The following is a 13,479-nucleotide window of genomic DNA, read 5'->3' as shown; positions in this document are numbered from 1 at the left end:
TTCTGAACTCACGGACGCATCTGTTTCTGCTTGCGCGCTCGAGTGACTACCTTCTATGTAGCTGTACCTCCCTGTTATAGCCATGAAGCGGCGAGCGATCCTGCGAACGAGTGGCGTTGTGGGTCTCAGCCTGTCCGCCCCGGGAGTCGTCGGGACCGCTCGAGGGCAGGCGACGATCGAGCCGCTCGGTCAGGTCCCCATCACCGGCGCTGCGGAAGCCGTCGCCGGGGACGACGGCGAGACCGCCTACGTCGCCGCCACGACCGGGTTCGCGACCGTCGACGTGAGCGATCCCGCCGAGCCGACGCTCCTCGCGGTGGAGCGTGACGTCCAACTCGAGGGCGAGACGATGACCGAAATCCTCGACGTCTCCGTCGACGGTGGTCTGCTGGTCATCGCGGGACCGGCCAACCGGAGATCCAGCGTCGCCGGGTTCCGCTGTTACGACGTCAGCGACCCCGAAAACCCCGATCCGGTCGGCGAACACCGGACCGGCTACCACATCCACAACTGCTATCTCGTGGATGAGTTGCTGTACGTCGTCGAGAACGCGGAAGAGACGAATCGACTCGCCATCTTCGACGTCGGCGGTGACGAGATTACGCAGGTCGGCTATTGGTCGCTGCTGGAACACGAACCCGGCTGGCGCGACGTCCACTGGCTCGCCCGCTACATCCACGACGTCTACGTCCAGGACGGGATCGCCTATCTTCCCTGCTGGAACGCCGGCACCTATCTGCTCGACGTCAGCGAGCCGACCGAGCCGGCGTACATCTCCCACGTACAGGACACCACGCTCGAGGCGGAGCGCGCGATCGACAGCTGGCGAGAGGCCGCCTACGGCTTGCCCGGCAACGATCACTACGCGGCGGTCGACGACACCGGTGACCTGCTGGCGGTCGGACGGGAGGCCTGGGCGACCGGCGGTGCGGAACCGGATCGACCGGGTGGAATCGACCTCTACGACGTGAGTGATGCCGCTGACCCCGTCCATCAGGGGTCGATCGATGCCCCGCGGGCGGACGATGAATCTAACGGCGGCGGCATGTGGACGACCGCGCACAACTTCGAGCTTCGCGACGGTCGGCTATACTCGTCGTGGTACCGAGCCGGCGTGAAGATCCACGACGTGTCCGATCCCGCGGCTCCCGAACTGCTCGCCGAGTGGCGAAACGCCGAGGAAACGGGGTTCTGGACGGCTCGCGTCCTCGAGCCCGGCGAGACGTTCATCGCGAGCAGTACCGAGGCGATCCCGAATACGTCGCTCGAGGGGGCGCTCTACACGTTCCCGGCTGAACCCGACGGTCGGAGCGAGACGGACGGGAGCAGTCCGATCCCCGGCTTTACCGGCCTCGCCGGCCTCGTCAGTGGTGGGGTCGCGCTCGAGTGGTTGCGCCGGCGCGGAAACGTTCAGGATTAATTCGCCGGATTTCGGCGGCGCGACCCAACTTATTCACCGTTCGAGATCCTAGCATGACGCATGACTGACTCCGAGGACGAACCGTCGCTCCAGGAACGCGTCGAGAAGTGGATGGCGCGCGAGATGCCGATCATCCAGATGCACGGCGGGACCAGCGCGGTCCGCGCGGCCGATCCCGAGACCGGCGAGGTCATCATCGAACTCGGCGGCGGCTGCAAGGGCTGTTCGGTCAGCGACGTGACGTCGGGCAACATCGAGGCCGAACTCATCACGTGGCCCGAGATCAGCGAGGTGACGATTCGGGTGCCCGACGCGCGCGACAGCCTCGGCGGCCCCGACCAGCCCGAGTCGATCATGGGCGTCGACCGGACCGAGGGCGGCCGCGGCGACTGGGGCTCGTCGAATCCGGGCAAAGACCACCTCTGAGTTGCGGAACCGACGGACCCGATCCGGACCCGCGTGGATGGTCGTAGCTGCCAATCCGTGGTCTCCCCTTCCGCCGCTCCTCGCTCGCCTGTGGCCATCGTTGACAGGGACGGAGAGTTTTGGGAAGTCCTATACCCTTTTACGCGCCCATTACGGTGCATACACCATGACAAGTAGATGCCCGCAAGCAGGAGGTGTCGGCGATGGGTAACCCACCCGAGTCCAGCGACGAGGACGAACCCGACGCCGAAACCGACGGCGGCGTCCGCGCCTATACCGTCCGGCTCGAACTCGTCGACGAACCCGGCGAGTTGCTTCGCGCGCTCTCGCCGATCGCCAACAACGGCGGCAATCTGCTGAGTATCCACCACGAACGCGGCAACATCACGCCTCGCGGGCACATCCCCGTCGAGGTCGACATCGAGTGTCCCCCCGACCGGTTCGACGGCATCGTCGAGGCGTTGCGCGACGCCGGCGTCAACGTCATCCAGGCCGGCGAAGAGCACTACGGCGAGGAGATGAACGTCATCCTGATCGGCCACCTCGTGGAAACCGATCTCTCGAACACGCTCTCGCGAATCGAGGACGAGGCCGACGCCGTCGTGCAGGACCTCTCGCTGGCCGCGCCCGACGGAACCGAGAGCGTCGCGAGCGCTCGAGCCCGTCTCGCGATCAACTCCGGCCGGTCCACGGAGGCGCTCGCAGCCATCCGCGCGATCGGGACGGACAAGGAGCTAACCGTCGTCGAACCGCTGCTCGGAGGTGAGGCCTGATGGAGCTCGCGATTCTCGGCGCGGGTGACGTCGGCCGCTCCGTGGCCAATCTCGCCGGCGAGTACGGCCACGAGGTCGTCGCGCTCGCCGACTCCACCAGCGCCGCGGTCGATCCCGACGGGATCGCCGTCGATGCGGTCCTCGAACGCAAGGTCAGCGGCGAGGCCATCGGTACGGACGATCCCGAGGACGTCTTCGAGACGGACTACGACGTGCTCGTCGAAGTGACGCCGACGACGCTCGGCGACGCCGAGCCCGGCTTCGCGCACGTGAAACGTGCACTCGAGGCTGACCGCCACGTGGTGCTGGCGAACAAGGGACCGGTCGCCGAACGCTACGAGGAGTTGCGCGCGCTCGAGGCCGAGAGCGCCGGCTCGATCCGGTTCGAGGCGACCGTCGGCGGCGCGATTCCCGTTCTGTCGACGATCGAGGACTGCACGCCACAGGCCGTCACCGCGGTCCGGGGCGTGCTCAACGGCACCGCGAATTTCATCCTCACCCGGATGGCCGCCGAGGGGCTCGACTACGAGCACGTCCTCGCGGAGGCCCAGGACCTCGGTGTAGCGGAGGCCGACCCGACGTTCGACGTCGACGGCACCGACGCCGCGCTCAAATTCGTCATCCTCGCGAACGTGCTGGGAGACGGCGGCTTCGCGCTCGAGGACGCAACGGTCACGGGAATTCAGGACATTCCGGGCAGCGCGCTCGATCTCGCCGCCGAGGACGGCCGCACGATCCGACTCATCGGTGAGGCGACGCGCGACGGCATCCGCGTCGGCCCGCGGCTCGTCCCCGAAAACGGCGCGCTCGCGGTGACTGGTACGCGAAACATCGTACAGATCGAGACCCGCAATGCGGGCTCGCTGCACTCGAGTGGGCGCGGTGCGGGCGGACCGGAGACGGCGACGGCAGTGCTCTCGGACGTCGGCCGGCTCCCCCCGCTGTAGACGCGCTCTATTATCAACTCGCCGTCATCGATTCGCCAGGCTCGCCATCGACTTTGTTCGACGATCGGTGAAATCGACCGATGAGACGGACTGCAGCCGTTCGGTTAGACCGTGTGTATGTGACACAAACCGCAAGACGGCGCCGGGATCGGCTGAATACGCTTTCGAAATGGTTTTAACCGCAACGTGCCAAAGAGACCGATATAAGCGCCTCTGCGCGTGAGCTATAACAATGAGCGACCAACACCAGAACCTGGCCATTATCGGTCACGTTGACCACGGGAAGAGTACGCTCGTGGGACGACTCCTCTACGAGACGGGGAGCGTACCCGAGCACGTCATCGAACAGCACCGCGAAGAAGCAGAAGAGAAGGGCAAGGGTGGCTTCGAGTTCGCCTACGTCATGGACAACCTCGCAGAAGAGCGAGAGCGCGGTGTCACCATCGACATCGCCCACCAGGAGTTCTCGACCGACGAGTACGACTTCACCATCGTCGACTGTCCTGGCCACCGTGACTTCGTGAAGAACATGATTACGGGCGCATCCCAGGCGGACAACGCCGTCCTCGTCGTCGCGGCTGACGACGGTGTCGCGCCCCAGACCCAGGAGCACGTCTTCCTGGCTCGTACCCTCGGTATCGACGAACTCATCATCGGCATCAACAAGATGGACATCGTCGACTACGAGGAGTCGACGTACAACGAGGTCGTCGAGGAAGTTGAGCAACTGCTCAAGCAGGTTCAGTTCAACACCGACGACGCCTCGTTCATCCCGATCTCGGCGTTCGAGGGCGACAACATCGCCGAGGAGTCCGACAACACGCCGTGGTACGACGGCGAAATCCTGCTCGAGGCCCTGAACAGCCTGCCGGAGCCGGAGCCACCGACGGACGCGCCGCTCCGACTCCCGATTCAGGACGTCTACACCATCTCCGGCATCGGTACCGTCCCGGTCGGACGTATCGAGACCGGTGTCCTGAATACCGGCAACAACGTCTCCTTCCAGCCCAGCGACGTGGGCGGCGAAGTGAAGACGATCGAGATGCACCACGAGGAAGTCCCCAAGGCCGAGCCCGGTGACAACGTCGGATTCAACGTCCGCGGCATCGGCAAGGACGACATCCGCCGCGGTGACGTCTGTGGCCCAGCCGACGACCCGCCGAGCGTCGCCGAGACGTTCCAGGCGCAGATCGTCGTCATGCAGCACCCAAGCGTGATCACGGCCGGCTACACCCCGGTCTTCCACGCCCACACGGCACAGGTCGCCTGTACGATCGAGTCCATCGACAAGAAGATGGACCCCGCAAGCGGCGAGGTCGCCGAGGAGAACCCCGACTTCATCCAGTCGGGTGACGCTGCTGTGGTCACCATCCGACCGCAAAAACCGCTCAGCATCGAGCCATCCAGCGAGATCCCCGAACTCGGGAGCTTCGCCATCCGCGACATGGGTCAGACCATCGCCGCCGGAAAGGTCCTCGAAGTTCACGAGAAAGAATAAATGCAGCAAGCACGCGTTCGACTCGCGGGCACGAGTCCAGACGACCTCGACAACATCTGTGACGACGTCCGCGAGATCGCGAACAACACCGGCGTCAACCTGAGCGGTCCGATCCCGCTGCCGACGAAGACCCTCGAGGTTCCGACCCGGAAGTCGCCTGACGGCGAAGGGACCGCCACGTGGGAGCACTGGGAGATGCGCGTCCACAAGCGCCTGATCGATCTGGACGCCGACGAACGCGCACTCCGCCAGCTCATGCGCATCCAGGTGCCGAACGACGTCTCGATCGAGATCGTCCTCGAAGACTAATCGCTCATCGAGGCCGTTCTGATCGGCTCGAATACGAGATTTTACCGTTTTTGCGGCCGTCGAACACGAGTCAGCGAGCGGCAGCTGAGCGAAGCCGGACGGTCACGAGCATTTCGTTCCCGCTCGAGCCTCGGCAGCGCTCTCCGTTCGGGCCGTATTGTACTCCACTCGAGCCCTCGGTAGGAGTCGCTCCGACCCAGTAAACGCCGGGACTTTTGTCGTTCGCCGTGGCAGCCGTCCCTATGGCGAGGCGCTCGCGGTCACGATCACAGTCGGCGACCTACCGGCAATCCGATTCCGGTGGGGATGACGGGTCCGAGCCCGGCTCGAGCAGCCCGCTCCTCGAGATCATCGTCGTCTTCGTCGTCGTCTTTCTCGTGCAGGGACTCACCGCGTTCGCGGGCGTGATGGGCGCGTTTTTCGTTCTCGCACCGCCGCTGACGACCAATCCGTGGACGATCGTGACGAGCGTCTACGCCCACAGCGGGCTGGGCCACCTCCTCTCGAACACCCTCGCATTGCTCGTCTTCGGCTGGCCGGTCGCGCGGGCCACGACGCGGCTCCGCTTTCACGCCTTCTTCGCGATCACGGGTGCCATTGCAGGGGTCGCCCAGATCGTCCTCACAGGTGGGCTCGCAGCGCTGCCGTTCGTTCCCATCGCGCCGACGCCGGGCGTCCTCGGTGCCAGCGGTGCCGTCTTCGCCCTGCTGGGCTATCTCGTCGCGTCGAATCGGCTCTCGAGCGGGCTGGCCTCGTTCGTCGACGTTCCGCAGTGGCTGTCGATCCTCGTTTTCATCGGGCTCGCGATCGCGGTCACCCTCGCCACCGCCTCGCCCGGCGTGGCGCTGCTCGCTCACTTCGCGGGATTCCTGGTCGGGATGGTCGCCGGGCGCGCTCGCGTGCTCGCCGTTGGGACACGTGGTCGGTCGAACTCCTCGAGGCGCTGAGTGTTCGACTAGGGACGAATTGTCTCGAGTGCAGGATGCTCGGCTGGATTCGAGTGGGTACTCCGTCGCAATGAGCTAGAAGACTCACGACACAGTCAGTCGAAGCCCTACCGTGGTGCCGCGTCCCGTTCCGTCCCCGAAACACAAGCCTCAAATAGAAACCGAGGGTATGAACGTTCGAGGGCTCGTAGATCAGTGGTAGATCGCTTCCTTCGCAAGGAAGAGGCCCTGGGTTCAAATCCCAGCGAGTCCACTATTTTGCGCCGCGAGCAATTTGTGAGCGGCGCAAATCGTCGTCGAAGCGGGAATTTGAAGCCCTGTGAGGCGACCGTCTCACACTGGGTTCAAATCCCAGCGAGTCCATCGGATTGTTGTAACGTCTCGAATTGTTTCGATAGTCGCTAGCTTAGCGACTGACGCGGAATTATTCTGTATCAGAGATGTGAAATCATCACAGTCCGTCGGCGTTCTTCAGCAGCCGAAGGAGAATACCGAGCGTCAGCACCATCGCGGTAACGAACGTAACTGCGATAATCAGCGTCCCCGTACCGATCATACTCGTACTCGAGCAGTGTCTCTCAATAAGATACCGGCTCGAGAACCCCATTCGTTGAGACCATGCCGATCGATCACTACAGCCGGACACTGATCGCGAGGACGGTGGTTCGCGATGAATCGTCTCGTCGAGTCCGACGAGTGCGAACGATGCGGTGACCGCATCGGCGCGTTTCGCCGGCTGTGCCCGGACTGTACACGCATCGTTCGTGACGCGTGGGAGGGGCCGCTACGAGTTCCCGAGCGCGACGACCTCACGCTCGAGCAGCGCCGGGAGATCGCTGAGATGCTCTCGACGAGAGCAGTGACGTTCGAAGTCGAATCGGATATCATCGTCAGCACAGATTAGAGAAGATCACCTCCAAGAGCTACATGCGGGTTGGTTCACACAAGTGTGTAATATATGGTTAGACCTTCTCAGCTCCTAACGTATTATTTCATCTAAATCTAACTCCGATATATCCCATTGAAAAATCACTGAATTCTGTTCTTGCGAATACTCGAGGATACCTGTGTTCTCCATTTTTGGGATATGACAGTGACATAAATCGACGTGTACTTCTTTGATGTCTTCTTCTGGCACTTCTCCGACATTCTGCACATCAAATTCTAACTGGGCGACTTCATCAGTTAAGTCTTCGAGTGGCATCGGAGTTTGATATTCGTTGAGGCAGTAGAGAGCATATTGTCGCCGTTCATGTGAAAGGACGTCAAATAGAATAGTATCTGATATTTGCTTGTTTTCAGTTGGATGCTTGATGTTGTTGAGCATACAGACCTCATTTTGAGATACTCTGATATAGAATTACCGTCCGCAATATCCGTACGCTACCATGTAAATAATAATTAGAACATACTGGTAATTAGACTATCCACTACTATATTGAGTGGTCTGATTAAAATTATAGTAACAGACGGGAGTGCAATATGGGATTTCAATCTAAAAAATAGAAATAATTGGGATCTTCGCCTGCTCGGTTCCACGGTGATCACCGCCACCGTGCCACCGGAGCGGCTGGAGATCGCTCGAGCGGACCATCTTATCACAAAGAATCGTACAACCCGATCGCCCATGTGGCCGGTAGACGACGAAACAGTACCAGCCGTCGTGCCGCCGGAGCTTCTCGAGGGACTCCCGGTAGACCTTCCAGTTATCGGGCTGTCCGTCAGAATGCTCGTGCATCGTCGACGTAATCTCGACCGGCGTTCCGTTCCCGAATCTCGAATCGTGCCAGCTGGCCCGCTCGAGATCGAATCGACGATTCTCAGCCATCCGTTTCTCGACGGCAGTCCCAAAGTGGTTCGCCCGTTTCGACCGGTTCACGCGGACCACGCGCGTCGCGCGCCGATATACACTCCTCCGCTGGCCTCGAGCCGCGCGCCCATCGCTCGCGTTCGTCGAGAACTCGTCGCCGATGAATAGCTTCGGCTGCTGCGGGTTCTCGACGGGATCGCCGTCCTGACTGACCCATTCCCCGAGGAGCGGATAGTTCGGAATCCAGCCGTCTTCTACCGAGCCGTCGTCACGGACCCATCGGTTCGTCCGCTCGAGCGGGCGGGTATGAAGTGACTACTGAACCGCGAGAGGACTGCGCGACCGGTTGGGAGTCGTTACTCTTATCAGAAACCGAATAATGGACGGACTACCAAATAGGGTACCCCTGTTGACATCAGGTAATGGCACAACAGACCGGCGGCGATGCTCGATCGAGATTCCATCGACTCGGGTCGCTGTTCGCGAATCGGTACGGGCGATCCGCGGGGACCGAGACGTCGAGTCTCGAGGTGGACGTCGTCGACACGGTGCAGGACATGCGGAAAGCGCAGTGGAACGGGATCGTCGAGCGCTCGAGCCGCGGGAGCGTCTTCCATCGCTACGAGTGGCTCGAGGCGATCGAGACGGGGTTGGGGTATACGCCGCGACACCTGGTGGTCTCCAAGGACGGGAACACGATCGGCGGCATGCCGAATTTCGTCGTCGAGATAGAGAAGACGCCGTTCGATCGGTTGTCGTCGCTCTATCCCGGCTTCGGCGGGCCGTTGCTCCCGACGGATACGGCGGACTCCCTCGAGCACGTGGTCGAAGCGATCCCGCAGCTCTGTCACGGATCCACGATCGTCCACCAGATCCGGGGACTCGACATGAGCTATCTGCGGTACAACGACGCCTTGCAGTCCCACGGCTACCGGCCCTACCGTCGGGAGTGCCGGTTCCTGCTCGATCTCACCAGGGACTACGACGAGATCCTCGCGGACATGAGCCGGACCCGACGGCGGGGGATCGAACGCGGGCGGGGCGTCGATTACGAGATCGTCGAGGAGGAGATCACGCGGGAGAACCTGCGGCGGTTCTACCGGACCTACGAACGCGTCATGGATCGCGTCGGCGGGGAGGTCTACCCCCGCTCGTTTTTCGAAGCGCTGCAGTCGATGGACGATCGCCTGCTGTTACTGACGATCCGGATCGACGGCGAGTACGCCGGCGGGATGCTCGAGGTGCTCGACGACGAGCACGACACGGTCCACGGATTTTTCGCTGCGATACCCCGGGAGTACTTCGACGATCACGCGTCGGAACTCCTCTACGATCACGTCTTCCAGTGGGGAATCGAGCACGGCTACGAGCGCTACGACTTCGGGAGCACGAACGCGAACTTCGAAGACGGCGTCTTTCGGTTCAAGGAGGGGTTCGGCGGCCGACCCGTCCCGGTCCTCGTCTGGGAGCGGGGCTGTAGCCCGCTCTGGCCGCTGGTAAAGGCGGGCCGATCGCTGTACTGGCCGTACTACGTCTAACAACCTCGAGGGGGTCGCGTTCGGCAGTGCCACGTTGCGGACCGGAGGTCAATCCGATCGACACCACCGACCGATCGATGCACCGGCCGATCGACATCACCGACCGGTTCCAGCCGGCAGTATATGTCCGGCCAGCCCGTTGACTCCCGTATGACGACGGTACTCGTCGCACTCCGAGACCGATCGCTCGTCTGTCGCGGCGATGGAACCGATTCCGACGATTGGAGTACGAAGACGCGACTCGAGAATATGGCCCTCGAGTGCGTTGCGGCAAACCCCGACGCACCGACCCGTATCGTCGTGGGGACGTTCGGCGACGGCGTGTTCCGAAGCACCGACGGCGGCGAGACGTTCGACCGCCTCGAGACCGAGTTCGTGGCCGAGGAACCGGCAGCCGCTCACGGAAAAACGGGCGATGGGACTACCGGCCATGAGAGCGATCCCGTGATGTCGGTGACGGTCAGCCCGCACGATCCGCAGGTCGTCTACGCCGGCACCGAACCGAGCCGCGTCTACCGCTCGCGCGACGGTGGCGACTCCTGGGCCCGTCTTTCGGGGCTGGTCGACCTCCCCTCGTCCGACGAGTGGTACTTCCCGCCGCGGCCGGACACCCATCACGTACGCTGGCTCGAGGTCGATCCGTTCGATCCCGACCGCCTCTACGTGGGGATCGAGGCCGGCGCGTTCGTCTACACCCCTGACGGTGGCGACACGTGGCACGAACGGCCGGAAGGCGCACGGCGGGACAATCACAGTCTCGCAGCCCACCCCGATCGCGAGGGCCGACTCTATGCCGCGGCCGGCGACGGCTACGCCGAGAGCGACGACGGCGGCGAATCCTGGCGGCGACCCCAGGCGGGCCTCGAGCACCGGTACTGCTGGTCGGTCGTCCCTGACCCCGGCGATCCCGACCGCGTTATGGTCTCGAGCGCACGGAGCGCGTCGACCGCCCACACCACGAGCAGAGCGGATTCGCACGTCTATCGCAGAGACGGCGCCGATTCGTCGTGGGAACGCCTCGAGGGACGGAGCCTGCCGACCGGCGAGGGCGTCGTCCGAGCGGTGTTCGCGACCCCCGGGGAGCCGGGTGTCGTCTTCGCGGTGAACAACCGGGGACTCTTCCTGACCAGAGACTTCGGCGACTCGTGGGGTCGAGTAGGGATCGACTGGCCCGACGGACTCGAGGATCGGACGCCGCGTGGCCTAGTCGCGCTGCCGTAAGCTGTCGGCAGCCGTCGTCTCGCTCGTCCGTCCTCGACACCCAGATCGTCTGCCGCTGTCACTTCGACCGGCGCGTTCGAGATACCATGCAACGAGGCCGAAACAGCTCTCGAGTGCGAGGATTCGGTCCAATCAGTGACGGCGCGAATCGACCCGGTCACCGGCATACGGGTGGGCGCTTCGAAATCCTTTTAGGCGCTACACGGGGATAGTAGGGTAACTGAGTGATATCATGGACGTCGACATCATCTCCGAAACGGAGAACCCCATGTTGCATCGAACTGACGTGACCTTCGAACTCTCCCACGAGGACGCGACGCCCGAACGCCTGCAGGTTCGGGACAGCCTCGCGGCGAAGCTGAACAAGGACGCCGGCGAGGTCGTCATCCGCAAACTCGACACCAAGTTCGGGATGCGCAAGACTGTCGGCCAGGCGAAAGTCTACGACACGGCCGACTACGCCCGCGACGTCGAGCAGGACCACATGCTCGAGCGAAACAAGATCGGCGCGGACGAAGAGGCCGAGGCCGAAGCCGAACCGGAGGAGGCCTAAATGGCACACTACGAGCTCTACGGCGACGACGGCAGCACCGACGGGGAACTCTGTCCCCGCTGCGGTGACGCCTTCCTCGCCGACCACGGCGACCGCAAACACTGCGGGAAGTGCAGCTACACCGAGTGGGAGTAACTGCGATGTGCCGAGCGTCAGCGAGGCACATCGATACGCGCGCGGGGTGGAGACCGACCCGCGAGCGGGCGACCGACTCGAACAGCGACCGATGACTCGAACGCGGCCACCGGCCGTTTTTCAGCCGTGACTGATACCGTCCGCATCCTCGGAATCGAAGGCACCGCCTGGGCCGCCAGCGCAGCGGTCTTCGACGCCGAGACCGACGACGTGTTCATCGAGAGCGATCCCTACCAGCCCGAGAGCGGCGGCATTCACCCCCGCGAGGCGGCCGAACACATGCACGATGCGATTCCGCGCGTCGTCGAACGGGCCCTCGAGCACGCTCGCGAAACTCATAGCGGGCCCGCGACGGTACCCCCCGTCGACGCTATCGCCTTCTCCCGCGGTCCCGGTCTCGGCCCCTGTCTGCGCATCGTTGGCACCGCCGCTCGAGCGCTGAGTCAGGCGCTCGAGGTACCCCTGATCGGCGTCAATCACATGGTTGCCCACCTCGAGATCGGCCGCCACAGCTCCGGCTTCGACTCGCCGGTGTGTCTCAACGCGAGCGGGGCGAACGCGCACCTGCTTGCCTACCGCAACGGCCGGTATCGCGTCCTTGGGGAGACGATGGACACCGGCGTCGGCAACGCGATCGACAAGTTCACGCGCCACGTCGGCTGGTCCCACCCGGGCGGGCCGAAGGTCGAGGAAGCGGCCAGAGACGGCGAGTACATCGACCTCCCCTACGTGGTCAAGGGAATGGACTTCTCCTTTTCGGGGATCATGAGCGCTGCGAAGCAGGCCGCCGACGCGGGCACGCCGGTCGAGGACATCTGCTACTCCCTCCAGGAGAACGTCTTCGGGATGCTGACCGAGGTCTCCGAACGCGCGCTCTCGCTGACCGGCAGCGACGAACTCGTCCTCGGCGGCGGCGTCGGGCAAAACGCCCGCCTTCGCGAGATGCTCGAGGAAATGTGCGCCCAGCGCGGGGCCGAGTTCCACGCGCCCGAGCCCCGATTCCTGCGGGACAACGCGGGGATGATCGCCGTCCTCGGCGCGAAGATGTACGCCGCGGGCGATACGATCGCGCTCGAGGACTCGCGCGTCGACCCCGATTTTCGACCGGATCAAGTGGCTGTTACGTGGCGATCAGGCGAACCCGAACTGGCGCTCGGCCGCGGCGAGGCAGACGAAGGCGAGCAGCGGGTCCGCGGGGCCGAAGCGCTCGTCACCCTCGAGCCCGAGGTCGGCCGCGTCACCAAGCACCGCGAGGCCAAGACCTACCGCCACCCCGACCTCGACGACCGCCTCCGCAGGGAGCGCACGACGCTCGAGGCCCGGTTGACCAGTCTGGCCCGCCGCGAGGGGGTACCGACGCCCGTCCTCTCGGACGTCGATCCTCTCGAGGCGCGCCTCGAACTCGAGTACGTCGGCGAGCGGGACCTTCGGGACGCGCTGTCGCCGGCGAGCGTCCGCGACGTCGGCCGTCACCTCGCGCGGCTCCACGAGTCCGGATTCGTTCACGGGGATCCGACGACGCGGAACGTCAGGGTGGGGCGTGCGGGACGCGACGGCTCACCGGACGAGCGAGCGGCCGACGGCCGCGAGCGCGACGCCGACCGGACGTCCCTCATCGACTTCGGCCTCGGCTACCACACCGATCACATCGAGGACTACGCGATGGACCTGCACGTCTTCGACCAGAGCCTCGTCGGCACCGCCGACGACCCCGAACCGCTCCGCGAGGCGGTCCGGGAGGGGTATCGAGCGGTCGGCGAGGAGCGCGTGCTCGAGCGCCTCCGAGACGTCGAGGGGCGCGGCCGGTACCAGTCGGATGCGTAACGCGTGGACTCACGGGGACTCACAGCCGGCTGCAATCGACCGGTCGCACCGATCGTCGCAGCACACAATACTCTTAAT

General features: G+C 63.9%; 15 protein-coding genes, 1 tRNA gene and 1 pseudogene. 14 read left to right on the top strand and 3 right to left on the bottom strand.

The window, feature by feature from the left end; all coding sequences use genetic code 11:
• The first annotated feature begins 82 nt into the window (after window positions 1-82).
• The 9 genes from HYG81_RS26160 (at window position 83) to HYG81_RS26120 (ending at window position 7,224) form a co-directional block, all read left to right on the top strand.
• Window positions 83-1,420, top strand: a complete 1,338-nt coding sequence (locus HYG81_RS26160; RefSeq protein ID WP_180842575.1) for an LVIVD repeat-containing protein — start codon at window positions 83-85, stop codon at window positions 1,418-1,420.
• Window positions 1,421-1,480: 60 nt separating this feature from the next.
• Window positions 1,481-1,846, top strand: a complete 366-nt coding sequence (locus tag HYG81_RS26155) for a NifU family protein (protein ID WP_180842574.1) — start codon at window positions 1,481-1,483, stop codon at window positions 1,844-1,846.
• A gap of 203 nt (window positions 1,847-2,049) precedes the next feature.
• Window positions 2,050-2,619 carry an amino acid-binding protein gene (locus HYG81_RS26150; protein ID WP_180842573.1) on the top strand — a complete coding sequence of 190 codons (570 nt, stop codon included), beginning with the start codon at window positions 2,050-2,052 and terminating at the stop codon, window positions 2,617-2,619.
• The gene (locus HYG81_RS26145; protein WP_180842572.1) at window positions 2,619-3,566 is read left to right on the top strand and encodes a homoserine dehydrogenase; all 948 of its coding nucleotides are present in this window, start codon (window positions 2,619-2,621) and stop codon (window positions 3,564-3,566) included. The genes HYG81_RS26150 and HYG81_RS26145 overlap by 1 nt, the downstream gene beginning before the upstream one ends.
• A gap of 232 nt (window positions 3,567-3,798) precedes the next feature.
• Window positions 3,799-5,064 carry a translation elongation factor EF-1 subunit alpha gene (tuf, locus tag HYG81_RS26140; protein ID WP_180842571.1) on the top strand — a complete coding sequence of 422 codons (1,266 nt, stop codon included), beginning with the start codon at window positions 3,799-3,801 and terminating at the stop codon, window positions 5,062-5,064.
• Window positions 5,065-5,373, top strand: coding sequence for a 30S ribosomal protein S10 (gene rpsJ / locus HYG81_RS26135; protein WP_008160457.1), 309 nt, complete (start codon window positions 5,065-5,067; stop codon window positions 5,371-5,373).
• Window positions 5,374-5,615: 242 nt separating this feature from the next.
• Window positions 5,616-6,320 (top strand): rhomboid family intramembrane serine protease, encoded by a 705-nt coding sequence (locus HYG81_RS26130; RefSeq protein WP_180842570.1) that lies wholly within the window; start codon window positions 5,616-5,618, stop codon window positions 6,318-6,320.
• Window positions 6,321-6,501: 181 nt separating this feature from the next.
• Window positions 6,502-6,573: transfer RNA gene (locus HYG81_RS26125), tRNA-Ala, on the top strand.
• Window positions 6,574-6,990: 417 nt separating this feature from the next.
• On the top strand, window positions 6,991-7,224 hold the full coding sequence (locus HYG81_RS26120; protein ID WP_180843074.1) for a hypothetical protein: 234 nt from the start codon (window positions 6,991-6,993) through the stop codon (window positions 7,222-7,224).
• A gap of 75 nt (window positions 7,225-7,299) precedes the next feature.
• On the opposite strand, the gene HYG81_RS26115 is transcribed toward HYG81_RS26120, so the two are convergent.
• The 3 genes and pseudogenes from HYG81_RS26115 to HYG81_RS45740 form a co-directional block, all read right to left on the bottom strand.
• Window positions 7,300-7,647 (bottom strand): DUF7344 domain-containing protein, encoded by a 348-nt coding sequence (locus tag HYG81_RS26115; RefSeq protein ID WP_180842569.1) that lies wholly within the window; start codon window positions 7,645-7,647, stop codon window positions 7,300-7,302.
• Window positions 7,648-7,815: 168 nt separating this feature from the next.
• The gene (locus HYG81_RS26110) at window positions 7,816-8,199 is read right to left on the bottom strand and encodes a PD-(D/E)XK family putative nuclease (RefSeq protein WP_180842568.1); all 384 of its coding nucleotides are present in this window, start codon (window positions 8,197-8,199) and stop codon (window positions 7,816-7,818) included.
• Between the two features lie 36 nt (window positions 8,200-8,235).
• Window positions 8,236-8,433: pseudogene (locus HYG81_RS45740) on the bottom strand (hypothetical protein); the annotation flags it as partial.
• Window positions 8,434-8,552: 119 nt separating this feature from the next.
• Between HYG81_RS45740 and HYG81_RS26105 the strand changes: the two are divergent.
• From HYG81_RS26105 to HYG81_RS26085, 5 genes are all read left to right on the top strand, one after another.
• Window positions 8,553-9,668: a lipid II:glycine glycyltransferase FemX gene (locus HYG81_RS26105; protein ID WP_180842567.1), complete on the top strand. Its 1,116-nt coding sequence runs from the start codon at window positions 8,553-8,555 to the stop codon at window positions 9,666-9,668.
• A 150-nt stretch (window positions 9,669-9,818) separates the two neighbouring features.
• Complete coding sequence (locus tag HYG81_RS26100) at window positions 9,819-10,889, top strand: WD40/YVTN/BNR-like repeat-containing protein (RefSeq protein ID WP_180842566.1); 1,071 nt, start codon at window positions 9,819-9,821, stop codon at window positions 10,887-10,889.
• Between the two features lie 232 nt (window positions 10,890-11,121).
• Window positions 11,122-11,442, top strand: coding sequence for a 30S ribosomal protein S24e (locus HYG81_RS26095; protein ID WP_180842565.1), 321 nt, complete (start codon window positions 11,122-11,124; stop codon window positions 11,440-11,442).
• Window positions 11,443-11,577, top strand: a complete 135-nt coding sequence (locus tag HYG81_RS26090; RefSeq protein ID WP_180842564.1) for a 30S ribosomal protein S27ae — start codon at window positions 11,443-11,445, stop codon at window positions 11,575-11,577.
• A gap of 126 nt (window positions 11,578-11,703) precedes the next feature.
• Complete coding sequence (locus HYG81_RS26085) at window positions 11,704-13,401, top strand: bifunctional N(6)-L-threonylcarbamoyladenine synthase/serine/threonine protein kinase (protein ID WP_180842563.1); 1,698 nt, start codon at window positions 11,704-11,706, stop codon at window positions 13,399-13,401.
• Window positions 13,402-13,479: the final 78 nt, after the last annotated feature.

This window comes from Natrinema zhouii (genome assembly GCF_013456555.2).
In the GTDB taxonomy this organism is placed as follows: Archaea; Halobacteriota; Halobacteria; order Halobacteriales; family Natrialbaceae; genus Natrinema; species Natrinema zhouii.
Note: the sequence above shows the minus strand (reverse complement) of the source record. Positions and strands in the feature narration are given on the sequence as shown.

Bases quoted from the DNA above. Each gene is read 5' to 3' on its own strand.
- HYG81_RS26155 (WP_180842574.1), top strand. From the start codon at position 1,481: ATGACTGACTCCGAGGACGAACCGTCGCTCCAGGAACGCGTCGAGAAG.
- HYG81_RS26095 (WP_180842565.1), top strand. From the start codon at position 11,122: ATGGACGTCGACATCATCTCCGAAACGGAGAACCCCATGTTGCATCGA.
- tuf (WP_180842571.1), top strand. From the start codon at position 3,799: ATGAGCGACCAACACCAGAACCTGGCCATTATCGGTCACGTTGACCAC.
- HYG81_RS26120 (WP_180843074.1), top strand. From the start codon at position 6,991: ATGAATCGTCTCGTCGAGTCCGACGAGTGCGAACGATGCGGTGACCGC.
- HYG81_RS26105 (WP_180842567.1), top strand. From the start codon at position 8,553: ATGGCACAACAGACCGGCGGCGATGCTCGATCGAGATTCCATCGACTC.
- HYG81_RS26150 (WP_180842573.1), top strand. From the start codon at position 2,050: ATGGGTAACCCACCCGAGTCCAGCGACGAGGACGAACCCGACGCCGAA.
- HYG81_RS26115 (WP_180842569.1), bottom strand. From the start codon at position 7,647: ATGCTCAACAACATCAAGCATCCAACTGAAAACAAGCAAATATCAGAT.
- HYG81_RS26090 (WP_180842564.1), top strand. From the start codon at position 11,443: ATGGCACACTACGAGCTCTACGGCGACGACGGCAGCACCGACGGGGAA.
- HYG81_RS26160 (WP_180842575.1), top strand. From the start codon at position 83: ATGAAGCGGCGAGCGATCCTGCGAACGAGTGGCGTTGTGGGTCTCAGC.
- HYG81_RS26145 (WP_180842572.1), top strand. From the start codon at position 2,619: ATGGAGCTCGCGATTCTCGGCGCGGGTGACGTCGGCCGCTCCGTGGCC.
- rpsJ (WP_008160457.1), top strand. From the start codon at position 5,065: ATGCAGCAAGCACGCGTTCGACTCGCGGGCACGAGTCCAGACGACCTC.
- HYG81_RS26130 (WP_180842570.1), top strand. From the start codon at position 5,616: ATGGCGAGGCGCTCGCGGTCACGATCACAGTCGGCGACCTACCGGCAA.
- HYG81_RS26100 (WP_180842566.1), top strand. From the start codon at position 9,819: ATGACGACGGTACTCGTCGCACTCCGAGACCGATCGCTCGTCTGTCGC.